The 23,394-nt window shown below is 72.5% G+C and carries 19 protein-coding genes and 1 pseudogene; 14 read left to right on the top strand and 6 right to left on the bottom strand.

Going from position 1 to position 23,394, the window contains the following annotated elements:
* Positions 1–65: 65 nt before the first annotated feature.
* The 6 genes from OHA72_RS63315 (at position 66) to OHA72_RS63290 (ending at position 8,129) form a co-directional block, all read left to right on the top strand.
* Positions 66–965: a carbohydrate ABC transporter permease gene (locus OHA72_RS63315; protein WP_327011930.1), complete on the top strand. Its 900-nt coding sequence runs from the start codon at positions 66–68 to the stop codon at positions 963–965.
* Positions 962–2,365, top strand: a complete 1,404-nt coding sequence (locus OHA72_RS63310; RefSeq protein WP_327005600.1) for a GH1 family beta-glucosidase — start codon at positions 962–964, stop codon at positions 2,363–2,365. Before OHA72_RS63315 ends, OHA72_RS63310 begins: the two co-directional genes overlap by 4 nt.
* Positions 2,322–3,386: a LacI family DNA-binding transcriptional regulator gene (locus OHA72_RS63305; RefSeq protein WP_442788803.1), complete on the top strand. Its 1,065-nt coding sequence runs from the start codon at positions 2,322–2,324 to the stop codon at positions 3,384–3,386. The genes OHA72_RS63310 and OHA72_RS63305 overlap by 44 nt, the downstream gene beginning before the upstream one ends.
* Positions 3,387–3,427: 41 nt before the next feature.
* Positions 3,428–5,863: a glycoside hydrolase family 94 protein gene (locus OHA72_RS63300; protein WP_327005598.1), complete on the top strand. Its 2,436-nt coding sequence runs from the start codon at positions 3,428–3,430 to the stop codon at positions 5,861–5,863.
* A gap of 81 nt (positions 5,864–5,944) precedes the next feature.
* Positions 5,945–7,045: a LacI family DNA-binding transcriptional regulator gene (locus tag OHA72_RS63295; protein ID WP_327005597.1), complete on the top strand. Its 1,101-nt coding sequence runs from the start codon at positions 5,945–5,947 to the stop codon at positions 7,043–7,045.
* 664 nt (positions 7,046–7,709) lie between these two features.
* Complete coding sequence (locus tag OHA72_RS63290) at positions 7,710–8,129, top strand: hypothetical protein (protein ID WP_327005596.1); 420 nt, start codon at positions 7,710–7,712, stop codon at positions 8,127–8,129.
* 66 nt (positions 8,130–8,195) lie between these two features.
* On the opposite strand, the gene OHA72_RS63285 is transcribed toward OHA72_RS63290, so the two are convergent.
* Together OHA72_RS63285 and OHA72_RS63280 are read right to left on the bottom strand one after the other, a co-directional pair.
* Entirely contained in the window at positions 8,196–9,407 is a 1,212-nt protein-coding gene (locus tag OHA72_RS63285) for an acyl-CoA dehydrogenase family protein (RefSeq protein ID WP_327005595.1), read from the bottom strand.
* The gene (locus OHA72_RS63280) at positions 9,407–10,432 is read right to left on the bottom strand and encodes a phosphotransferase family protein (protein WP_327005594.1); all 1,026 of its coding nucleotides are present in this window, start codon (positions 10,430–10,432) and stop codon (positions 9,407–9,409) included. The genes OHA72_RS63285 and OHA72_RS63280 overlap by 1 nt, the downstream gene beginning before the upstream one ends.
* Positions 10,433–10,651: 219 nt before the next feature.
* On the opposite strand from OHA72_RS63280, the gene OHA72_RS63275 reads away from it, so the two are divergent.
* The 7 genes and pseudogenes from OHA72_RS63275 (at position 10,652) to OHA72_RS63245 (ending at position 18,881) form a co-directional block, all read left to right on the top strand.
* Positions 10,652–11,425 (top strand): ACT domain-containing protein, encoded by a 774-nt coding sequence (locus tag OHA72_RS63275; RefSeq protein WP_327005593.1) that lies wholly within the window; start codon positions 10,652–10,654, stop codon positions 11,423–11,425.
* A gap of 64 nt (positions 11,426–11,489) precedes the next feature.
* Positions 11,490–12,026 carry an ACT domain-containing protein gene (locus tag OHA72_RS63270; protein ID WP_327005592.1) on the top strand — a complete coding sequence of 179 codons (537 nt, stop codon included), beginning with the start codon at positions 11,490–11,492 and terminating at the stop codon, positions 12,024–12,026.
* 224 nt (positions 12,027–12,250) lie between these two features.
* The gene (locus tag OHA72_RS63265) at positions 12,251–13,501 is read left to right on the top strand and encodes a cytochrome ubiquinol oxidase subunit I (RefSeq protein WP_327005591.1); all 1,251 of its coding nucleotides are present in this window, start codon (positions 12,251–12,253) and stop codon (positions 13,499–13,501) included.
* The gene (locus tag OHA72_RS63260; RefSeq protein ID WP_327005590.1) at positions 13,498–14,469 is read left to right on the top strand and encodes a cytochrome d ubiquinol oxidase subunit II; all 972 of its coding nucleotides are present in this window, start codon (positions 13,498–13,500) and stop codon (positions 14,467–14,469) included. The genes OHA72_RS63265 and OHA72_RS63260 overlap by 4 nt, the downstream gene beginning before the upstream one ends.
* Before the next feature lie 15 nt (positions 14,470–14,484).
* Positions 14,485–16,119 (top strand): annotated as a pseudogene (cydD, locus tag OHA72_RS63255) (thiol reductant ABC exporter subunit CydD); the annotation flags it as partial.
* A gap of 281 nt (positions 16,120–16,400) precedes the next feature.
* Entirely contained in the window at positions 16,401–18,149 is a 1,749-nt protein-coding gene (gene cydC, locus OHA72_RS63250; RefSeq protein WP_327005588.1) for a thiol reductant ABC exporter subunit CydC, read from the top strand.
* 33 nt (positions 18,150–18,182) lie between these two features.
* Positions 18,183–18,881, top strand: coding sequence for a permease prefix domain 1-containing protein (locus tag OHA72_RS63245; protein ID WP_327005587.1), 699 nt, complete (start codon positions 18,183–18,185; stop codon positions 18,879–18,881).
* Between the two features lie 64 nt (positions 18,882–18,945).
* Here the strand turns inward: OHA72_RS63245 and OHA72_RS63240 are convergent, their stop codons facing one another.
* Positions 18,946–19,278 (bottom strand): PadR family transcriptional regulator, encoded by a 333-nt coding sequence (locus OHA72_RS63240; RefSeq protein ID WP_327005586.1) that lies wholly within the window; start codon positions 19,276–19,278, stop codon positions 18,946–18,948.
* Between the two features lie 120 nt (positions 19,279–19,398).
* Here OHA72_RS63240 and OHA72_RS63235 point away from each other — a divergent pair, with 120 nt between their 5' ends.
* A complete protein-coding gene (locus OHA72_RS63235) occupies positions 19,399–20,706 on the top strand; it encodes a hypothetical protein (RefSeq protein ID WP_327005585.1) in 1,308 nt (435 codons plus the stop codon).
* A gap of 15 nt (positions 20,707–20,721) precedes the next feature.
* Here OHA72_RS63235 and OHA72_RS63230 read toward each other — a convergent pair whose 3' ends face one another.
* The 3 genes from OHA72_RS63230 to OHA72_RS63220 form a co-directional block, all read right to left on the bottom strand.
* Positions 20,722–21,537, bottom strand: coding sequence for a hypothetical protein (locus tag OHA72_RS63230; RefSeq protein WP_327005584.1), 816 nt, complete (start codon positions 21,535–21,537; stop codon positions 20,722–20,724).
* A 63-nt stretch (positions 21,538–21,600) separates the two neighbouring features.
* Positions 21,601–22,527 (bottom strand): CPBP family intramembrane glutamic endopeptidase, encoded by a 927-nt coding sequence (locus OHA72_RS63225; protein WP_327005583.1) that lies wholly within the window; start codon positions 22,525–22,527, stop codon positions 21,601–21,603.
* Between the two features lie 4 nt (positions 22,528–22,531).
* Positions 22,532–23,341, bottom strand: coding sequence for a CPBP family intramembrane glutamic endopeptidase (locus OHA72_RS63220; RefSeq protein WP_327005582.1), 810 nt, complete (start codon positions 23,339–23,341; stop codon positions 22,532–22,534).
* Positions 23,342–23,394: the final 53 nt, after the last annotated feature.

Below are 23,394 nucleotides of genomic sequence, written 5' to 3'. Positions count from 1 at the left end.
TCGGCAATGCAGTTCAGCTCAGGCCGACGCCGGAGCGCAGCGGAGGTGGCGGCATGAGCACAACGATGACCAGGCCAAGGAGCGTGCCGGGCACGCCACCGCCGGGGAAGAAGGGCAAGGTCCGCAGCGCCTCGTCGGCGTTGTGGGACGCCAGCCCGCTGACGTACCTCGCGCTGATCATCACGATCGTGCTGTCGGTCTTCCCGATCGTGTGGTCGTTCATCGTGGCGTCGCGTGACAACAGCGCCGTCACCGACATCCCGCCGCCGCTCACGCCCGGCCCGAACTTCTTCGACAACGCGCAGCGGGTGCTGGACAACACCGACGCCAACTTCGTCTACGGCCTGATCAACTCGGCGATCGTGTCGTCGTGCGTGACCCTGTCGGTGGTGTTCTTCTCCACCCTCGCCGGGTTCGCCTTCGCGAAGCTGAAGTTCCGCGGGAAGAACGCCCTGCTGCTGATCATCATCCTCACGATGATGATCCCGACGCAGGTCAACATCATCCCGCTGTACCTGCTGATGGTGAAGTTCGACTGGACGAACACCCTCCAGGCGGTCATCGTGCCGTTCCTGGTCAAGGGCTTCGGCGTGTTCATGATCAGGCAGTACGCGGAGTCGGCGATCAGCGACGAGCTCATCGAGGCGGCCCGCGTCGACGGTGCCTCCACGTGGCGCACCTACTGGTCGGTCGTGCTGCCCGCGCTGCGTCCCGCGGCGGCGGTACTGGGGCTGCTGACGTTCATGGAGACCTGGAACGACTTCCTGTGGCCGTACGTCGTGCTCAACGGCGACACCCCGACCGTGCAAGTTTCACTGAACATTCTCGCGACCGGTTACTACAAGACCGACTACGTGCAAGTCTTTACCGGGACAGCGTTGGCCATCGTGCCGCTGCTCCTCGTGTTCATCGCATTCGGCCGTCAGATCATCGGCGGCATCATGGAAGGTTCGGTCAAGGCGTGACCAGCATCGACCCGCTGACGTTCCCACCCGGTTTCGTGTGGGGTGCGGCGACCGCGTCGTACCAGATCGAGGGGGCCGCCCAGGAGGACGGCCGCACCCCCTCGATCTGGGACACGTTCAGCCACACCCCGGGCAAGACCCTGGGTGGGGACACCGGCGACGTGGCCTGCGAGCACTACCACCGCTACCGCGAAGATGTGGGACTGATGAAGGACCTGGGCGTCAACGCCTACCGGTTCTCCATCGCGTGGCCCCGCGTCCAGCCGGGCGGGTCGGGGCCGGCCAACGCCAAAGGCCTGGACTTCTACCGGCGGCTCGTCGACGAGCTGCTGGCGAACGACATCACCCCCTGGGTGACGCTGTACCACTGGGACCTGCCCCAGGAGCTCGAGGACGCGGGCGGCTGGCCCGCCCGCGACACCGCGGCCCGGTTCGCCGACTACGCCACGCTCGTGCACGGCGCGCTCGGCGACCGGGTCCGGCACTGGACGACCTTCAACGAGCCGTGGTGCTCGGCGTTCCTCGGCTATGCGTCCGGCGTCCACGCACCCGGCCGCCAGCACGCACCCGACGCCCTGGCCGCCATGCACCACCTGCTGCTCGGCCACGGCCAGGCGGTCCAGTCGATCCGGGCCGCCGACCCCACGGCGCAGCTGGGCATCACGCTCAACCTGTACGCCATCTCCCCGGCCGACGAGCACAAGGCGGGTGACCTCGACGCGGCCCGCCGCATCGACGGCCTGGCCAACCGGATCTTCCTCGACCCGGTGCTGCTCGGCTCGTACCCCGCCGACGTCGTCGCCGACCTGGCCGAGGTCAGCGACTTCGGCTTCGTCCGCGACGGCGACCTGGAGCAGATCGCCCAGCCCCTGGACCTGCTCGGCATCAACTACTACAGCCGGCACGTCGTCGGGGCCGAGGACCCGGACGTGCCCGCCGAGCCGTACTGGCGGGCGCCGACGTCATGGCCCGGCAGCGAGACCGTCCGGTTCCTCAAGCGGCCCGGCGTCCCCGTCACCGACATGGGCTGGGAGGTCGACGCCCCCGGGCTCACCGAGACCCTCACCCGCGTCGCCCGCGACTACCCGGCGATCCCGCTGTACATCACCGAGAACGGCGCCGCGTACATCGACACCGTCACCGACGCGGGCACGGTCGAGGACGCCGACCGCGTCGCCTACTTCGACGCGCACTTCCGGGCCTGCCACGACGCGATCACCGCCGGGGCGCCGCTGCACGGCTACTTCGCGTGGTCGCTGCTGGACAACTTCGAGTGGGCGTGGGGCTACACCAAGCGGTTCGGCATGATCCGCGTCGACTACGACACGCAGGAGCGCACGGTCAAGGCCAGCGGCCATCGGTTCCGCGAGGTCATCAAGCACAACGGCCTCGGCGAGTAGCGTGCGCCGCCCGACGCTGGACGAGGTGGCCGCGCTCGCCGGCGTCGGGCGGGGCACGGTCTCCCGGGTGATCAACGGCTCGCCGCAGGTCAGCCCGGAGGCCCGCGCCGCCGTCGCCCGAGCCGTCGAGGAACTCGGCTACGTGCCCAACCGGGCGGCCAGGGCCCTTGTCACCCGCCGCACCGAATCGGTCGCCCTCGTGGTGTCCGAGTCGGAGGAGCGGGTCTTCGGCGAGCCGTTCTTCGCCGGCATCGTCCGCGGCGTCAGCAACGTCCTCGCCGACACCTCGCTGCAGCTGTGGCTGGCGATGGCGCAGTCACCGTCGCAGCGGCTCATGGTCGAACGGCACCTGTCCGACCAGCACGTCGACGGGGTGCTGCTGCTGTCCCTGCACGACGACGACCCCCTGCCGGCGCTGCTCGGCAAGCGGGGGCTGCCGACCGTCCTCGGCGGGCGCCCCGCACACATGCTCGAAATCGAGGGTGACAACGAGGTCGCCTACGTCGACAACGACAACGAGGGCGGTGCCCGCACCGCCGTCGAACACCTCATCGGCCTCGGTCGCCGCTGCATCGCGGTGATCGCCGGCCCGCAGGACATGGCGGTGGGTATCGCCCGCCTCCGTGGCTACCGGGAGGCGCTGCGCCTGGCGTCCCTGCCGCACGAACAGCGACTCATCGCGTACGGCGACTTCAGCGAGGCGAGCGGGGCCGACGCGATGCACCGCCTGATCCATCTCAACCCCGGTCTCGACGCTGTCTTCGCCGCCTCCGACCTGATGGCCGCCGGCGCCATCCGCGCCCTGCGTGAGCTGGGCCGCGGGGTGCCCGCCGACGTGGCCGTGGTCGGGTTCGAGGACTCCGCCGTGGCCAGGCAGACCCAGCCGCCGCTCACCACCGTGCACCAGTCGGTGGAGGGGATGGGGCGCGAGATGGCCAGGCTCCTGCTGGCCCGCATCGCCGGCGGGCCGGCCCATTCGACTGTGCTCGACACGCACCTCGTGGTCCGCGAGTCGGCCTGACCGTTTCGAGCGCAGTCTTCATCCCCTGCAGGAGGCACCCCGTGCGCTTCGGCCACTTCGACGACGAACGCCGCGAGTACGTCATCGACCGACCAGACACCCCGCTGCCCTGGATCAACTACCTCGGCACCGAGGCGTACTTCGGCATCATCTCCAACACCGCCGGCGGCTACTCGTTCTACCGCGACGCGCGGCTGCGCCGGCTCACCCGGTACCGGTACAACAACGCCCCCATGGACCTCGGCGGGCGTTACCTCTACCTGCGTGACGAGGAGACCTTCTGGTCGCCCACGTGGCAGCCGACGCAGACCGAGCTCGACGAGTACGAGTGCCGCCACGGGCTGTCCTACACGCGCATCGCCTCCCGGTACCGCGGGATCAAGGCGGAAACGCTCTACTTCGTGCCGCTGGGGGAGACCCTGGAGGTGTGGCGGCTCAAGGTCACCAACGAGCGCGACACCGCCGTTTCGCTGTCCGCCTTCTCCTCGATCGAGTTCTGCCTGTGGGACGCGCAGGACGACGCCACCAACTACCAGCGCAACTTCAACACCGGCCAGGTCGAGGTCGTCGACGGCGTCATCTACCACAAGACGGAGTACCGGGAGCGCCGCGACCACTTCGCCTACTTCGCCTGCAGCGAGCCCCTCGCCGGCTACGACACCGCGCGGGAGGCGTTCCTCGGGCCGTACCGCTCCTGGGACCGGCCGCTCGTCGTCGAACGCGGCGAGTCCACCGACTCGATCGCGCACGGCTGGCAGCCGCACGGCTCGCACCACGTCAAGCTCACCCTTCAGCCGGGGGAGACCCGCGAGATCGGCTTCGTCCTCGGGTACGCCGAGAACCCCCGCGACGCCAAGTTCGACCCGCCCGGCTCGCAGACCGTCAACAAGGCGCTCGTGCTGCCCAAGATCACTGACTGGTTGCGGCAGGAGACCGTCGACGCCGGGTTCGCCGCGCTCGCGGCGCGCTGGGAGGAACTGCTCGGCGGGTTGCAGGTGCAGACGCCGGACACCGACACCGACCGCATGGTGAACATCTGGAACGCCTACCAGAACATGGTCACGTTCAACATGAGCCGGTCCACCTCGCTGTACGAGTCCGGGATCGGCCGCGGCATGGGCTTCCGCGACTCCAACCAGGACCTGCTCGGCTTCGTGCACATGATCCCAGAGCGGGCCCGGGAGCGGATCCTCGACATCGCCGCGACCCAGCTGCCGACGGGCGGGGCGTACCACCAGTACCAGCCGCTGACGAAACGGGGCAACAACGACATCGGGTCCGGCTTCAACGACGACCCGCTGTGGCTGATCCTGGGCGTCTCGGCGTACATCAAGGAGAGCGGCGACTGGGGCATCCTGGACGAACCGGTGCCCTTCGACAACGCCCCCGGCAGCGAACAGCCACTGTACGAGCACCTGAAGCTGTCGCTGCGGTACACCCTGGAGCGCCTCGGACCGCACGGCCTGCCGCTGATCGGGCGCGCCGACTGGAACGACTGCCTCAACCTCAACTGCTTCTCCGACACGCCCGGGGAGCCGTTCCAGACCACCGAGAACGCCACCGGCGGGGTCGCGGAGTCCGTGTTCATCGCCGGGCAGTTCGTCCTGGCGGCCAAGGAACTGGCGGCACTCGCCGCGCATCGCGAGGATGACGCGACCGCCTACCAGAACGCGGCGGAGAAGATGGCCGGGACCGTCGCCGAGCACGGCTGGGACGGCGAGTGGTTCCGCCGCGCCTACGACTTCCACGGCAACGTGATCGGCTCCGCGTCCAACGACGAGGGCAAGATCTTCATCGAGCCGCAGGGCATGTGCATCATGGGCGGCGTCGGTCTCGAGGACGGCACCGCGGTCCGCGCCCTGACCAGCGTCCGGGAGCGCCTGGCGACCCCGCACGGCATCGTGCTGCAGCAGCCGGCGTTCAGCTCGTACCGCATCGAGCTCGGCGAGATCTCCAGCTACCCGCCGGGGTACAAGGAGAACGCCGGGATCTTCTGCCACACCAACCCGTGGCTCATGATCGCCGAGGCGATGGTCGGCAACGGCGACGGCGCCTTCGACTACTACAAGCGGATCAACCCCTCGGCCCGTGAGGAGCTCGGCGACCTGCACCGCTGCGAGCCCTACGTCTACGCCCAGATGATCGCCGGCCGCGACGCGCCCACGCACGGCGAGGCGAAGAACTCGTGGCTGACCGGGACGGCCGCGTGGAACTACGCCGCCGTCACCCAGTGGATCCTGGGCATCCGCCCGGAGCTGTCGGGGCTGCGGATCGCGCCGGTGATCCCCGCCGCGTGGTCCGGGTTCTCCGCGGTCCGGCGCTTCCGCGGCGCCACCTACCGGATCACGGTGACCAAGGAACCCGGTGCGTCGGCGTCGGCCTGCCGTCTCGTTGCGGATGGTGTACCGGTGGAGGGCGGCGTGCTGCCCGTCGCGCCGGCGGGCAGTTCGGTGCTGGTGGAGGCGCATTTGTCGTAGATCGTTTCGGTTTGCCGCCGCGGTGCCGCGATTCTCGGGCACCGCGGCTGCAAGATCGCGGGCGTGTGCGCACAATGGGGCGTGCCTTCCACCAACAGCCGCCCCCGCTCCGCGGGCCGTCCCACGCTCGACGAGGTCGCCTCGCGCGCCGGCGTCGGGCGCGGCACCGTGTCGCGCGTGGTCAACGGCTCGCCGCAGGTGAGCCCGGAGGCGCGGGCGGCCGTGCAGAAGGCGATCGACGAGCTTGGCTACGTGCCCAACCGCGCCGCCCGTGCCCTCGTCACCCAGCGCACCGACTCCGTCGCCCTCGTCGTGTCCGAGTCGGAGGAGCGGGTCTTCGGCGAGCCGTTCTTCGCCGGGATCGTCCGCGGCGTCAGCTCCGCCCTCGCCGACACCCAGCTCCAGCTGTGGCTCGCCATGGCGCAGTCCCCGGCCGAGCGTCAGCGCGTCGAACACCACCTCACCAACCAGCACGTGGACGGCGTCATGCTGCTGTCCCTGCACGACGCCGACCCGCTGCCAGGCCTGCTGGAGCAGCGCGGCCTGCCCGTCGTCCTCGGCGGCCGCCCCGCCCGCATGCTCGCCGACGGCACCCCCGGCGTCGGCGCCGGCACCCTGGGCACCGACGTCGCCTTCGTGGACGCCGACAACGAGGGCGGCGCCCGCCTCGCCGTCGGCCACCTCCTGGACCGCAACCGCCGCCGCATCGCCGCCATCGCCGGCCCGCAGGACATGGCCGCCGGCGTGTCCCGCCTCGCCGGCTACCGCGAGGCGATCGAACGCTCGGGCCTGCCCGTCGACGAGACCCTCATCGCCTACGGCGACTTCAGCGAGGCCTCCGGCGAGCGCGCCATCCACGAGCTGCTCGCCCGCAACGCCGACGTCGACGCCGTCTTCGCCGCCTCGGACCTCATGGCCGTCGGCGCCCTGCGCGCCCTGCGCGAGCTGGGCCGGCGCGTCCCGGACGACGTGTCGCTGGTCGGCTTCGACGACGTCGCCATCGCCCGCCAGACCGACCCGCCGCTGACCACCGTCCACCAGCCCGTCGAAGCCATGGGCCGCGAGATGGTCCGCCTGCTCCTGGCCCGCATCGCCGGCGCCGCCCCCACCGCCGTCATGGTCGAGACCCACCTGGTGGAGCGCGCTAGCACTGTTTCTTCCGCTTCTTCCGCGGCGGCCTGACGGCCGTAAGAGCAGTGGGGGATTCTCACCCCAAACCCCCAATGCTCGCGCTCCGCGCTCGCACGCCCAGCGCTTCGCGCGGCCGACTCACACGCGTGCGCGTGGCGATCAAAGGACCGGGGGTCGAGGTTCGAGGCGCATCAGGTCTGTCGTCCAGCTCGCCTGCCCTGCGCGCGAGACGCGGAGGCAGGCCCATCCGCCCAGGCACGCGGACGTTCGCACTTCGGGCCGACGAACCCGCCGGAAGGTGCACGTCATGCCGACCGGTCCGGCGCCGGGTCTCTGGATGGGCCTGCCTTCGCGTCTCGCGCGCAGGGCAGGCGAATCGGACGAAAGACCCGGCCGGACCCGCAACCTGAACCCCCGGTCTTTCGGATGCAGCGCGCATGCGTGTGTTTCGGCCGCGCGAAGCGCTGGAGCGCGAGCGCTATTCGGGGGGGTGAGAATCCCCCAATGCTCTTCCGGCCGAAGGCCGCCGCGGAAGAAACAGGCTTGAGTGCGGCGCGCAGCGTCGCATGGGGGGTGCGGGGTGGGAACCCCCCGCCGGGGCGCGGCGCCAGCCGTGCCCCAGCTAGCACAGCCAAGCACCCACCTCTGACATCAACCAGTTTGCAACAGCGACCTATAGGGCACCCCGGTCAATGGAGGAGAGGTGGGTGCCAACATGACCGCACAGTGGAAGAAGGGTAAGCGGCGCGCCGAGAGTGTGGCTGAGGACGCCTGGGATCATCTGGTGTCCGCGGTCGAGTCGGCGCGTTCGGTGGGTGGGTCCGTGAAGGACCGGGCGTACGACCTCGCCGACGAGGCGTCGAGCCGGTACAGCTCGGCGTCGGACCGGGTCGGGTCCGCGGCCGACGAGGCGTGGCACCGGGCGAGCCTGGCGTTCGACGCGTTGTCGGGCCGGCCGCAGCGCAAGCCGTGGGGCTGGTTCGCGGTCGCCGTGCTCGGCGGGATCGCGGTCGGCTGGGCGGTGGCGGCCTCGGCGCCGAAGGCCATCCAGGCGGCGCAGGAGCGGTTCGAGGAAGAGGAGGACGTTCCGTCCCCCACGTACGAGGCTCCGGCACCGTACCGCGTCGCGGAATAGCACCGCGTCGAGCGGGTCACCCCTGACGACCAGGGGCGGCCCGCTCGCGCTGTCGTCGTGCGGCGCTCAGCTGTACTTGCGCAGCTCCCGCTTGGCGAGGGACGCGCGGTGGACCTCGTCGGGGCCGTCGGCGAGGCGCAGCGTCCTGGCCTGCGACCACAGCGCGGCCAGGGGAGTGTCCTGGCTGACGCCGGCGGCGCCGTGGGCCTGGATCGCCTTGTCGAGGACCCATTCGGTCATCTGCGGCACGGCGATCTTGATCGCCTGGATCTCGGTGTGGGCGCCCTTGTTGCCGACGGTGTCCATGAGCCAGGCGGTCTTCAGGACCAGGAGCCGGGCCTGCTCGATGCGGACCCGGGACTCGGCGATCCAGTCACGCACGACGCCCTGCTCGGCCAGGGGCCGGCCGAACGCCACCCGTTCGATGACGCGCTCGCACATGAGCTGCAGCGCCCGCTCCGCCATGCCGATGAGCCGCATGCAGTGATGGATGCGGCCGGGGCCGAGGCGGGCCTGGGCGATCGCGAAGCCGTCACCCTCGCCGGCGATGAGGTGGTCGGCGGGGACGCGTACATCCTCGAACACCACCTCGGCGTGGCCGCCGTGGGCGCCGTCGGTGTAGCCGAACACGTGCATGCCACGCTTGACGGTGACGCCGGGGGTGTCGCGCGGGACCAGGATCATGCTCTGCTGGCGGTGGCGTTCGGCGCCGGGGTCGCTCTTGCCCATGACGATGAAGATCGCGCAGTTGGGGTTCATCGCGCCCGAGGACCACCATTTGCGGCCGTTGATGACGTAGGCGTCGCCGTCGCGTTCGATCCGGGTGGCGATGTTGGTCGCGTCGGAGGAGGCGACGTCGGGCTCCGTCATGCAGAACGCGGAGCGGATCTGGCCCTCCAGGAGTGGCTTGAGCCACCGGTCCTGCTGCTCCGGGGTGCCGAACCCGGCGAGGACCTCCATGTTGCCGGTGTCCGGCGCGGCGCAGTTGACGGCCTCGGGGGCGAGGTGCGGGCTGCGGCCGGTGACCTCGGCCAGGGGTGCGTACTGCAGGTTGGTGAGGCCGGCGCCGTAGCGCTCGTCGGGCAGGAACAGGTTCCACAGGCCGCGGTCGCGGGCGGACGCCTTCAGCGCCTCGATCACCGGGGGGCGTGCCCACGGGTCGTCGAGCTGGGCCATCTCCTGCTCGAAGCGGGGTTCCGCCGGGTACACCTCCTCCTCCAGGAAGTCGGTGAGCTTCTCGTGCAGGTCGGCGGTGCGCGTGTCGAAGCGGAAGTCCATCAGCTCTCTCCGTTGATCGCTGCGAGGCCCTGCGCGAGCAGGGGTGGGACCAGCGCGCCGATCTGGTCGAAGCCGGCGCCGACCGTCTGGCCGCTGGTGTAGCGGTAGTGGATGCCCTCGAGGATGACGGCCAGCTTGTAGCAGGCCATGGCGACGTACCAGTGCAGGTCGTCCAGCGCCGCACCGCTGCTGCCCGCGTAGCGCTCCAGCAGCTCGTCGCCGGAGGGGAAGCCGGCGTCGGCGCCGAGCCCGTCGGCGATCGGGTTGACGCCGATCTTGAGCTGGTCGAGGACCGTCCAGTACGCCAGCAGCAGCCCGAGGTCGGTGAGCGGGTCGCCGAGGGTCGCCATCTCCCAGTCGAGGACGGCGGCGACGCGCATGGTCGCGGGGTCGACGATGAGGTTGTCGAGCCGGTAGTCGCCGTGGACGATCGCGGTCGTGGCGGACACGGGGATGCCGGCGGCGAGCCGGTCCCGCAGCACCTCCGCGTCGGGCAGGTCCCGGCTCGTCGACTGCGCCAGCTGCTTCGACCAGCGCCGGACCTGGCGCTCCAGGAAGCCCTCCGGCCGGCCGAAGTCGGCGAGCCCGATCTCGGCGGGGTCGACGCGGTGCAGCCCGGCGAGGGTGTCCATCATCGCGAACGCCACCTCGCGGCGGGCGTCGTCGCCGAGCGGGTCGGTCTGCCGGCGGCTGCGCAGCACCACCCCGGGGACCCGGGCCATCAGGTAGAACGGCGCACCCAGGACGTCGGGGTCCTCGCACAGCAGCAGCGCGTCGGGTACCGGCACCGGCGTCGGGCCGAGCGCGGAGATGACCCGGTACTCCCGGGCCATGTCGTGCGCGGTGGCCAGGACGTGCCCGAGCGGCGGGCGGCGCAGCACGAAGACCTCGTTGACCACGTAGGTCAGGTTGGACCGGCCGCCGGCGATGAGCTCGGCGTCGATGGGTTCGGTGACGAGCCCAGGGGCCTTGTCCTGGAGGTACGCCGCTAAGCGCGCGATGTCGAGACCGGGCGGGGTGCTCATGTGGCCAGTCCAGGGGTGAGACGCGTTCTCTGTCAAGGTCCGAGCGAGGTTTTTCACCGCCAATGTCCGTTTTCGCAGACCCGGAGACGTTCCGGCATCGACACTGCGGCGAAACGGCGCGGAAATCCGCGGTGGGCAGACTGTTGTCAGTACCGGAGAGCAAGTGACGTACACCAACGGCGGCGTACTCAGCCAAGGACGAACGGGAGGTCGACTTTCATGCTGCTACGGCTGCGAGTTGCGCTGCCCGACCGTCCCGGCTCACTCGGGCAGGTTGCCCGGACGCTGGGTGTGGTCGGTGCCGACATCGTTTCGGTCGTTGTACTGGAACGCGTCGGCGGCCGTGCGGTGGACGACCTTACCGTGGTATGGCCGGCTTCGGCCCCTGTCGACCGTGTTCTCACCGGTCTCGCGGCGATCCCAGGCGTTCGCGTGGACGGTGTGTGGCGCGGCACAGAGCTGTCGGAGCCGAGTAGTGGCCGCGAGGTCGCGCTCATCGGACAGGTGGCGGCAAGCCCGCAGAACGGCCTTGCAACGGTCGTCGACGCGGCACCGGCACTGTTCGGCGCGGACTGGGCGGTCGCGATCCTGGTCGGATCGGATTGGGCGGGCGGCGGCGCGCGAGCCCAGGCATGGTCCGACTCCTCGGTGATCTGCGCCAGCTGGCGCACTCCGGATGTCCCCCCACAGGTGGACATCGCACCACTCCGACCTCGCGCGATCAGCGCAGCTGACGGCATTCATCTTGCTGTCGCGCCTTTTCAGCGTAGAGGTCTGGTCCTTGTTGTCGCCCGCGGCGGGGCGGACGGCGACGCTGGAGCACCACCTTTCCACGGTTCCGAAGTGGCAAGGCTGGCGCAGTTGGTCGGTGCAACCGCGTCTGTGCTGGGGGAACGGCTGGCGGGGCCCGGCTTGGCGGAGCTGGGTAAAGCGGGAGGTTCCGTTGCAGGAGCCCCCGCTCCCGCCGGCACAAAAGCTTCCTGGGCGGCCTGACCAGCCCGCTGCGGCGCGGTCCCCCCACCGTCCCAGGCTGCACCACAGGCAAGGAGCCCCCCGTATGACCCTCTGGCGTATCCGGGCGACCGTTGACGACCGCCCCGGCTTCCTCTCCGTCCTGACCGCCAGCCTCGCGCTGCGCAAGGTCAACATCCTCTCCGTCCAGGTGCACACCACCGAGTCCGGCGCGGTCGACGACTTCCTCGTCGAGGCGCCCGACGAGCTGACCGTCGCGGATCTCACCGAGGCCGTGCGGCGTGGCCGCGGCCGGGACGCGTGGGTCGCCCAGGCCGACGTCCGGGGCCTCATCGACGAGCCGACCCGCGTCCTCGCCCTGGCCACGAAGGTCCTGGACGGCACCGCGACCCTGGAGGAGGCGATCGCCGCGCTGCTCGGCGACTGCGACATCTCCTGGCGGGCGGACACGTCCACGGGTGCGGAGGGGTACACCGCGACCGGCATGCAGCTGCAGGACCCCGCGGGAGGCACGCTCTACGTGCGCCGCCCCGCGCCGGCGTTCACCCCGGCCGAGTACGCCCGGGCGCACGCCCTCGTCGGCCTCGCCCAGGTGGCGGGAAGGCGGAACACCGCGGCATAACCCGGCCGCCTGAGACCTTTCTCAGCAGCGCTCGTCCTTGGCGGAGGACGAGCGCTGCTTCTTGTTCCCCGTGGCTGAGGCCCTACGGTTCCCGTGGGGGATTCCCACCCACACCCCCCATGACACCCACATGCGACGCTCCGCGCCGCACTCACGCCTGACTTTTGCCGCCTTCACATGTAGGCTGCCGACATGTTGGTTGGATACATGTCGGGGGGCAACCTATGAATGCGCTCGACTCCGCACGATGGCAGTTCGCCGTCACGGCCTCGCTGCACTTCCTCTTCGTCGCGCTCACGCTCGGCCTGGTCTTCTTCGTCGCGTCGGTGCAGACCCGCTACGTGCGCACCGGCGACCCCGCGTACGGCAGGACGGCCCGCTTCTGGGGCTCGCTGTACGCGATCAACTACGCCGTCGGCATCGCCACGGGACTCGTCATGGAATTCGAGATCGGGCTCAACTGGAGCGGGCTGTCCCGGCTCACCGGAGACGTGTTCGGCGCGCCCCTGGCCCTGGAGACGCTGATCGCGTTCGTGCTCGAGTCCACGCTGCTGGGCATGTGGCTGTTCGGCTGGGAGCGGCTGAACAAGAAGCTGCACCTGGCCCTGATCTGGGGCGTCGCCGCGACCGCGCTGCTGTCCGCGTTCTGGGTGCTGGTCGCCAACGCGTTCCTGCAGCATCCCGTCGGCTACGTCCTGGACGGCGACGGCACGGCCAGGCTCACCGACTTCGGCGCGCTGCTCACCAACAGCGCCCTGTGGTTCGCCTTCGCCCACACCGTCTCCGCCGCCATGCTGACCGGCGGCATGTTCGTCGCCGGCGTCAGCGCCTGGCACCTTCGCCGTGCCGGGGCCGACCCGATCTTCCGCGGGTCGCTGCGCGGCGGGCTGCGATCCTCACTGGTCGGGATGTTCCTCACCATGGGCTTCGGCTACGCCCAGTTCGGTCCGCTCGGGGCGAACCAGCCGACGAAGCTCTCCGGCGACGGCGAGGACGCGCTGCGGCTGCAGGCGGAGTGGGCCGCGAAGCACGGCCCCGGCGACTACCTGCCGAACAGCGGCATCGTCGGTGCCTCGCTCGGAGCCATGATCATGGTGGCGAACCTGCTGTTCCTGATCCTGCTCGCCGCGCAGCTCCTCACGATCCGCGACACGATCATCAAGCGGCGCTGGGCGCGGCCCATGCTGTGGCTGCTCACCGCCCTCATCCCGGTGCCGTTCCTCACCGCGATCGCCGGCTGGATCGTCCGTGAGGAGGGCCGTCAGCCGTGGGCCGTCTACGGGCTGCTCAAGACCGCCGACGCGGTGTCACCGATGAGCGACGGCGCGCTGCTGGCCTCGACGCTCGGCTTCACCGCCGTGGTCGCCGGGCTGGTCGTCGTCGACTGGTGGCTCCTGGCCCGCAAGGCAAGACGCGGACCGGGCGATGAGTTCCTGCCGCAGCCGCTGCCAGTGCGCGAGGAGATCACCGTATGAGCACCTTCTGGTACGCCGTCCTCGGGCTGCTGTTCATGGCCTACTTCGCGCTCGGCGGGCTCGACCAGGGCGTCGCGCTCCTGCTGCCGCTGCACAAGGGTGACCCCGCCAGGAGGGCCGCGCTCAACGCCGTCGGCCCGCGGTTCCTGGGCAACGAGGTCTGGATCGTCGGCGCGGTCGGCGTCCTGATCGCCGCGTTTCCGCGCCTGGAGGGGGAGCTGTTCGGCGCCGCGTACCCGGTGATCATCGTTGTCGTGCTCGGCCTCGCCGCCCTCAACGCCGGCGTGCAACTGCGCGGCCGCGGCACCAGCACCGGCGGGTTCGACGCGCTCATCACGGCCGGTGCCCTCGCACTCGCGGTCGGTTGGGGGCTGCTGCTCGGTGTCGTGACGCATGGTGTACCGATGACCGCCGACGGTCATGTGCACGGCTTTGCGCCACTCGCCAGCCCTGCCGTGTGGCTGACCGCGCTCGTCAACGTGGTCCTGGTCGTCGCGAACGGCGCCGCCTACCTCGCCTGGCGCACCGCCGACCCGCGCATGCGGCGCGTGCTCTCCCAGGCCGGCCCCGCCGGCGCCGCGCTCGTCCTCGTCGCGGCCGCCGTCTGGTACACCCAGAAGCCACCCGGCGTCAGCAACCCGCTCCTCGCGACCGGCCTGGTCGTGGCCACCGCCGCCGCGCTCGTCGCGACCCGGTTCACCAGCGGCGGGCGGGCCTTCACCGCCACGCTTGTGGCGTGCGCCCTACCGGTGATCACGGTCGCCCTGGCCAGGTATCCGGGCGTGCTAGCGTCCACGATGGACCCGGGCGCGACGGTGACCGTCGACAGCGCGGCCGCCGGTGGCGACACCCTCCGGCTGCTCGCCATCGGCGCGGCGCCACTGCTGCCGGTGCTGGTCGCCGTGCAGGTCTCCTGCTGGTGGCTGTTCAGGCGGCGGGAGAGTCAGCCCACCCCTCTCTACTGGTAGGGCGCGCGGACGTTCATGGACAGAAGACTGCTGCGACTCGGGCCGGTCCGGCACTACGCGATGGTGCTGGCCGGCTCGGCTGTTCTGGCCGCGATCCTCGTCGTCGGCCAGGCCGTCAGCCTCGCCACCCTCCTGTCCGGCTCCTTGTCGTTCGGCGCCGTGCTCGCCTGCTTGACCTTCGTGGTGCTGCGCGGCCTGCACGGCGCGGTTGCCGCCGCCGTCGCCGGGCGGGCCACGGCCAGGGTCAAGGCACACCTGCGGGGCGAGCTGCTCGACGCCGCCACCGCCCGCGGCCCCGGCTGGCTCGCCGGGCAGCGCACCGGCGAGCTCGCCACCCTCGCCGGGCGCGGCGTCGACGGGCTCGACGGGTATCTCGCCTCGTACCTGCCGCAGGTGTTCCTCGCCGTCACCATCCCCGTCGGCACGCTGGGCTGGCTTGCGCTCACCGACCCCACGTCCGCGATCGTCGTCGGGGTCACGCTGCCGCTCATCCCCGTCTTCGGCGCGCTGGTCGGCTGGCAGACCGGCGCCCGCACCAAACACCAGTGGCACCTGCTGCAGCGCCTCGGCGGCCACTTCCTCGACACCGTCATCGGCCTGCCGACCCTGCGCACGTTCGGCGCGCAACGCGGCCAGGTGCACCGGGTCCGGGCGATGGCCGACGCGTACCGGGTCGCGACGATGCGTACCCTGCGCCTCGCGTTCCTGTCCGCGCTGGTCCTGGAGCTCGTGGCGACCGTCTCCGTGGCGCTCGTCGCGGTGCCCGTCGGCCTGCGGCTCCTCGACGGCAAGCTGACCCTGACCGCCGCCCTGGTCGTGCTGCTGCTCGCGCCGGAGGCATACCTGCCCCTGCGCGCGCTCGGCACCAAGTTCCACGCCAGCCAGGAAGGGCTCGCGGCCTCGGCGGAGATCTTCAAGGTCCTCGACGCGGCGCCGGTCCCGCCGGTACGCACCGCGCCACGCCTGCCCGGCACGGGCTTCGCCGGGCTCGCCTTCGACCGGGTCGAGGTGCGCTACGGCGACGTGGTGGCGCTGCGGGACCTGAGCCTCGACGTCGCGCCCGGCGACCGGGTCGCGCTCGTCGGCCCCAGCGGCGGCGGCAAGTCCACGATCCTCGCCCTGGTCCTCGGGTTCGTCACCCCGAGCAGCGGCCGGGTCCTCGTCGACGGTGTGGACCTCGCCGACCTCGACCTCGCCGCCTGGCGGGCCCGGCTCGCGTGGATGCCGCAACGCCCGCACCTGTTCGCCGGCACCGTCACCGACAACATCCGCCTCGGCGCCCCCGCCACCCCGCAGGCCGGCGTCGTGGAGGCCGCGATCGCCGCCGACGCGGACGCCTTCATCCGGGCCCTGCCCGCCGGGTACGACACCGACCTCGCCGGCCACGGCCTGTCCAGCGGCCAGCGGCAACGGCTCGCCATGGCCAGGACCTGGCTGCGCGCCAGCACCCACGGCGGCGAGCTGCTGCTGCTCGACGAGCCGACCGCCCGCCTCGACCCGGCCAGCGAGTCGGCCGTGATCGCCGCCGCCACCAGGCTCGCCGCCGGCCGCACGGCCCTCCTGGTCGCCCACCGGCCCGCGCTGCTGCCGGTCGCCACCAGGATCGTCGAGATCAAGGACGGCGTCGCGGTGCCGCTGCCGGCACCTGCCACGGGACCTCCTGCGGAGCCGGCTCCCGGGCCTGGTGCCGGGCCTGGTGCCGGGCCTGCTCCCGCGCCGGCTGCCGGGGCTGTCGCCGCACCGCCGCCCGGCGCAGCGTCCGCACCTTCTGCCGGGCCTGCTTCCGCTCCTTCTGCCGGGCCTGCTTCCACGCCGCCCGCCGGGCCTGCTTCTACGCCGCCTGCCGGGCCCGGCGCTGCGGCCGCCGTCGTGACTGGCGCGGGGCCGGCGTCCTCGGGCGCGCCCGCATCCGGCGCCGAGGCGGTGCACGCGTGATCGCGCTCCTCGCCGGCCCGCCCGTGCGGCTCTTCGGGCCGGGTGCGCTGCTCCGGCTGGTCTTCGCCGGGCTGCTCGGCGTCCTCACCGAGGCCGCCGGGATCGGGCTGATCGGCACCGCGACCTGGATGATCGTGCGGGCCGCCGAACAGCCACCCCTCGCCGCGCTCGCCGTGGCGATCGCGGCGGTGCGGGGGTTCGCGCTGTTCAAGGGCGGGCTCCGGTACGCCGAACGCCTCGCCGGCCACGACGCCGTCCTGCGCGTCCTCGCGGACCTGCGGGCCCGGGCGTTCGGCGCGCTCGCCGACCCGGCGGCCCGGACCGGCCGGGGACCGGTCTCCTCGGCCGACGTGCTCAGCCGGGTCGTGTCCGACGTCGACGGGGTGCAGGACGCGGTCCTTCGCGGTGCGCTGCCCGCCGGGGTCGCCGCCGTCGTCGGGCTCGCCGGGGTCGCAGGGATCGCCGCCGCCGACCCGCGGGCCGGCCTCGTCCTCCTGCTCGGGCTGCTCGCCGCCGGGGTGCTGCTGCCATGGGCCGGGCACCGGCTCAGCCGCCCCATCTCCCAGGCTGCTTCCCCGTCCGGCTCGCTGAGCGGGGCGGCGGCCATCTCGGCGGCGCGGGGGGAGCTGACGACGGCGACCGTGGACGTGGTGCACGGGGTGGCGGAACTCGCCGCGTACGGTGCCCTGCCCGCCGCCCTCGCCGACACCGCCGACCGGAGCCGCCGGCTCGCCGCCCTCGAAGCCAGGTCGGCGACGGTCGCCGCGGTCGTCGGGGGCGCCGCCGCGCTGATCCCAGCGGTCGTCGCGGTGTGGATCGCGGTCCTCGCCGACGGGCGCTCGGGGCCGGTGCTCGCGCTCGTCGCGCTCAGCGTCGGCGAGGTCGTCGTGCCTCTCGCCGCCGCCGCCGTCCGGCACGCCGAACTGCGCGGAGGACTCCGCCGCGTCCGCGAACTGATCGCCACCGCCGCCCCGGTCCCCGCCGCCCAGGACCGCGCTGCTCAGGACCGCGCTGCTCAGGACCGCGCCGTCTCGGACGGTGCCGCCGGGGGGATCGTCGGCCCGGTCACCGCGCTGGACGCCGGCGGATCCGGGGTCGGGCCGATCAGTGGACCCGTCGACCTGGTGCTGCGGGGGGTCACCGTGCGGTACCGCGACGATCTGCCGCCCGCGCTGCTGGACGTGGACCTCGCACTGCCCGCGGGGAGCCGGGTGGCCGTCGTCGGACCCAGCGGATCCGGCAAGTCGACGCTCCTCGCGGTGATCGCCGGTCGGGTTCCGCTCGCCGGTGGCGCCGTCGACGGGATGCCCGGCGGGGTCGAGGCGTGGCGGGTCGCCGGGGGAGTGTTCGCCGACGCGCACGTGTTCCATGCGACCGTCCGGGACAACCTGCTCCTCGGCCGGGACGGCCATGGTGACCCGGAGCTGCGGCGGGCGCTCACCGACGCGGGGCTGGCCGAGTACGCCGACCGGCTCGACGACATCGTCGGTGAGGACGGCGGGAAGCTCTCCGGCGGGCAGCGCCAGCGGCTGCTGCTGGCGCGGGCGCTGGTCGCGCCGCCGCCCGTGCTGCTGCTGGACGAGCCGACCGAGGGCCTCGACGCGGCCGCCGCCGACGCCGTCCTCGGCACCGCGCTGCGGGCCGCGGGCGGGCGGACCGTCGTCGTCGTGACGCACCGTGCGGCGGAGCTGAGCCGGTTCGACCGGGTCGTCAGCGTCGACGAAGGCCGGACGTCCGGCGGATGACGGCGCTCGGCCGGGATGTGGGAACCTTGACGGGTGGACGGGGTCTCACACGGTTCCGGCCCGATCGACGTCTATGTCGACGGGCTCGCCGCCGCGCTGCGGGGTCAGCGCCAGCACCGGCAGGAGATGGTCACCGAGGCGCGTGACAGCCTCCTGGACGCCGCCGAGGCGTATGTCGAGGCGGGGCACGACCCGCTCGACGCGCAGCGCCGTGCCGTCGCCGACTTCGGCACGCACCGGCAGGTCGTCCCCGGGTATCAGGCCGAGCTCGCCACGCTCCAGGGGCGCCGCACCGCGACGTGGATCGCGCTGGTGCTGCCCGTGATGACGCTGCTCGAGCCGCTCATGTGGTGGGACACGTCGTGGAGCACGGACCGCGCCAGCCACGTCTACTGGGTGCTCGTCGACCACTTCCAGTACACGTCGTTCCTCGCCGCCGCGGCCGCCGGGCTCGCGATCGTCGGGTTCGGGTGGGGCAGCCGTTTCCTGCGCGACGGCCTGCAGTATGCGCGGCTCGTCGGCCAGGCGACCGTGGTGTTCCTCGGCATGCACGCGCTGCTCGGCGCGACCGTGTTCGTGCTGAGCCTGCGCCAGTGGCCGGCGGCGGCGACCTGGCCGCCGGTGCTCATCGGCATGGTCGTCAACACCGCCGCGTTCGGCTACGCGGGCTGCCTGGCCGTGCGGTGCGTCTCCGCCACCCGCAGACCGCGGAGCCAGCCCGCCACCGCGTAAACGGCGGCCGGGGAAGCGAAGGGCGGGGAAACGACGGCCGGGGAAGCAGCGCGCCGGGAAGCCGTCAGGCGGTCGCGGGCGGGGGGAGCAGCACCGCGCCGATCGTGGCGGTGAACTCCTGCCACGCCGAGCGCTCCTCGGCCAGGACCTTCCGGCCCGCGCTGGTCAGCCGATACGTGCGGCGCTCCCGGCCGCCGACCGTCGACCAGGCGCTTTCCACATAGCCCGCACGCTCCAGGCGGCGCAGCGCCGGATAGACCGTGCCCGTCGGCAGCGTCAGCGAACCGCCGCTGCGCTCCTGCAAGGCCTCGATGATCGCGTAGCCGTGGCGGGGTTCGCCGTCCAGCACCGCGAGCAGGAGTGCGTCGAGATGCCCGCGCAGCGCGTCCGCCTTCATGTGTAGCGAGTCTACGGGTTCGCAGCTCGCGACGCCATGAGGGGCAGGTTTACGCCCTGTGGTCCTGGGAAGGAGCGCTGTCGGGTGACCGGTGGTTGGGCCCGGAAGTCGAGGAGCGGTATGAGGCGGCGGGTCGAGGCCACGCAGGACGTCGAGTCGTTGTGGCCCAACGGACTGGGGACCACACTCGCGATCGCATCGGGGCGGGCACTCGCGTACCGCAGCGGCGTCGCCAGGCCCGCGGTCACCGCTCCACAGTGGACGATGGACCGGGCCGGCAGGATCGGCCAGCCCGCCGGCGCGGGGCGGCACGCCCGCCGGGAGCTCGACGCCGAGGACGTCGCGGCCTGGCTCGTCGGGCAACTCCCCGAGGGCCGGTACACCGGGCTCGTCGTGGGCTCACCGCACGGCGCCGCGGTCCACCTCGCGATGGCGCTGGGCGTGCCGTGGCTGCCGGTCGCGTTCGAGGTCCCGACCCCCGAGGTCGCCGCCGGTGAACACCCCGCGGCCGACGGTGAGCGCCTCGCCCGGGACATCCTCGCCGACAACCCCGACGTCGGCGTCCGCCAGGTGTACGACCCGGTGTGGCGGGGCTGGTCCGGTGCCGCGACCGCGTACGCCGTGGTGCGCTGGCGGCGCCTCCCGGCCGCGTACCGGCGGTTCATCGCCGAGCGGCTGTACCCGGACGCGCCCGTCGTCGTGGTGCGCGACGTCAGCCGCTGGCAGACGTCGCCCGGCGAGGACGGCTACTCCTTCCAGCTCGGCAGCCGCGCCAGCGGTCTCGGCCCGGGCGACTACCGCGACGAGCGTTCGCTGCGCGGCCGGGCGCCCCGCCAGGACAGCGACGGCGAACGGGCCGTCGACCGGGCCCTGGTCGAGGACCTGCGCCGGTACGGCTCCGCGCACGGCCACCCGGTCCGCCAGGTCCTGTACCGGCACCCGGACGTGCTCAGCGGCGCCGTGGCCGACCTGTACCGGCAGTGGCTGCGGGCCGGCGAGCGCACCGGGGGCCGGCTCGTCGTGGAATGCGGCCGCCTCCTCGACGCGTGGCACGTGCTGCGGGCCGGGCTCGTCCCGTACTGGTGCGAACACCCGCTGCGCTCAGCGGTGCGGTCCCTGTCGTGGTGGCTGGCCGGCAGCGAACCGTTCGTGTCCGTCGACGTGTTCGCCGAGCCGCCGGGCATGCCGCTGCCGACCGTCGCGCACCTGTCGGAGTGGCAGGCGGTGGCCGGGTTCGGGACCCGGCACGGCCTCGTCGACCGGCGGTGCGCCCGCGCCTACCCGGCGGGCGTGGTGCCAGGGCACCACGCCACGCAGGTGCTGCGGATGCACCCCTACGACCTGCCATACCTGCCGTTCCTTGAGGTGCCGCCGGCCCTGGCGGTCATGGCGCACAGCGCGCAGAGCGACGGGCTGCTGGTCATCTGAGCAGGCAGCCCGACGTCAGGGGGTGTCCTCGGACTTCTCCTTGTTCTTCTGCACCTTGCTGATCACGTCGTGGAGGGGCTTGGTGCCGCTGCCGACGACGATGCCGGTGACGATCGCGTCGACCCAGACCGGGATGCCGTTCCAGTTCTCGCCGGCGATGGAGTGCAGCAGATACAGCCCGCCCGCCGACGACGCGACGGTCGCCACGGCGGTCGCGATGCCCCACGAGACGAGACCGCGGCTCGCGCGGCCCTTCTCCATCATCGACTTCGCGTGCGCCACCTGGATCAGGTCGTCGAGGGTGGCGTCGTGATACTTGTTGGCGAGATTCGCCACCGCCGCCTCCAGCTCGCCGCGGGCGTGCTTGCCGGGCAGGAACCGGGCGAACGGCTCCAGGATGCGCTCGACGGCGGTCGCGAACGCGAACAGCACCGCGAAGAACGTCGTCGCGTCCGGCAGGTGGATCGCCTGCGCGTTGACGTTGAAGTGCCACAGCGCCCACGACCCGGCGCCGCCGGCGGCGACCAGGATGAACGCCGACACCAGCGACAGCACCGACGCGGGCTGCGGCGGGACGGCCGCGGCCTCGCCGCCGGGCGTCGGCTCCACCGGCCCGGCGGACGCGATCGCGATCCCGACCTCCTCCGCAGGGGCGTCACTTCCGGGTGCGGTCCCGGTGGCCTCGGCGCTCGCGGATCGGGTCGAGGGGCCTTGCTGGGTGGGCACGTGGGCCCTGCCGATCGCGGGGGCGTCGGCGGGGGTCACCGAGGCGGCGGCCACGACACGGTTGGAGTTGGGGCCGAGCACATTCGTGCGACGGACGAGAGCCATGCGCGAGACGGTAGCGGTGCGTCGATCCCCGCGCGATACCCGATTCCCGACAGCTGCCCTGCGTCACTCAGGCACTGCGGATCGTAGCGAGATCGGTCCGTTGGCAGTGGTTGCCGGCGTGCTTGCGGGAGACGGTGTGGTTGCGGGAGCGGGCCGGAGGGACGGTGCGGAGGCAGGGGTGCGGCGGGGGCGGCGTTCGACGCGCCGGCCCAGCCAGGGCGCGACGACGAGGGCGGTCACGTCGAAGACGGTGTGGACGATGATCGGCGCGAAGATGGCCCCGGTCACGGCGTAGAGCAGCGTGAAGAACGCGCCGAGCACTGTGGCGCTGACCGCGCCGCGCCAGCCCTGGTACAGGTGGTCGACGCCGAACACCACCAGCGACAGCAGCGCCGCCACCCGGGCGTCCAGCCCGAGGAGCCCCGTGCCGGCGGCGATGAACAGGCCGCGGTACACGAGTTCCTCGGCGACCCCGACACCCGCCGAGAGCCCGCCCGCCAGCCAGCGTTCGGCCGCCGTGGTCGGGTGCATGAACCGGACCCTGGCCAGGGTCTCCTCGGCGCCGCCGAGGCTGCGGGCACGGCGCCCGCCGCGGGTGTCGGCACCGTCAGGGTCGCCGTCACGCCGGGCGGCGGCGACCCTGACGGTGCCGGCGATCACGGCCGGCACGAGCACGGCGGACGCCAGCAGCGAGGGCAGCAGCACCGAGGTGCTCACGTCGCGGCCGGTGGGCAGGTCCAGGCCGAGGTCGGCGAGGTCGACGCCGTCGGTCCACACCACCGCGAACGCGGCCACCGCCAGCATCATCGAGGTGCGGATGCCGGCACGGTACAGCCGGATCCGCCCGCCCGGCGCGGCGACCAGGCGGTCCCGGGCGGCGCGAGCCTTCGCCGTCGAGCCCCGGACCGCGGCGGCGGTGCACGTCACCAGGATGAGCAGGGTCAGGCAGGCACCGGCGACGTCGAACGGCGGATCGATCCACTCGAACACGCCGTCATGATGCGGCCTCCGCCGTCGCTGTGTCTGCCCCGTCTGTGTCTGCCCCGTCTGTGTCTGCCCCGTCCGTGTCTGCCCCGTCCGTGTCTGCCGCCGGCGCGGTGTTGCGGGCCAGGAGGCTCGGGACGAGCAGGAGCGACACCAGGTCGATGGTGATGTGCAGGGCGATCGGGACGATGAGGTTGCCGGTCAGCGCGTACAGGGTGGTGAACACGACCGCGCCCCCGCCGGTGGTGAGCACGCCCCGCAGGCCCTGATACCGGTGGCCGGCACCGAACAGCACCACGGCGAGGACGGCCGCCGCCCACACGGGGAGCCCGAGCACCCCCGTACCGGCGGCGATGAACAACCCGCGGAACACGATCTCCTCACCGGTCCCTGCGGCGACGGCGCCGACGGCCGCCCAGCGGCGCTCGGCCGGTGTCGCGGGCCGCAGGAACGACAGCGGGTCCTCGTCGGGCCCGATCCCGCCGGAGCGGACCGCGAGGAACGCCGCGGTCCCGGCGGCCGCGGCCGGCAGGCCCAGCGCGACCAGGACGTCGCCGACGGTGACGGGCCGCAGCCCCAGGTCGGCGAGGTCCAGGCCGGGGCCGACGAGGACGGCCTCGAGGGCGATGAGGGCCGCCAGGGTGTTCGTGGCCGCGGACCGCCGGAACGCCGGAACGAGGCCCTTCGTCCTGATCCGCTCCCGCATCCGGGCCGGCGACGCGCGCAGGACGCTGGCGGTGAGCACGAGCAGGACCAGCGCCGTGAGGACGACCTCGGCGGCGTGGAACGTCGGGTCGACCCAGTCCAGCACGGCTGCCATGGTGGGACACGGAAGGGGCCGCTGTCAGCCCCACCGTCCGGTGGACTCTGACA

It is taken from the genome of Dactylosporangium sp. NBC_01737, assembly GCF_035963215.1.
GTDB lineage: Bacteria > Actinomycetota > Actinomycetes > Mycobacteriales > Micromonosporaceae > Dactylosporangium.
This window is presented reverse-complemented; position numbering and strand designations above follow the sequence as displayed.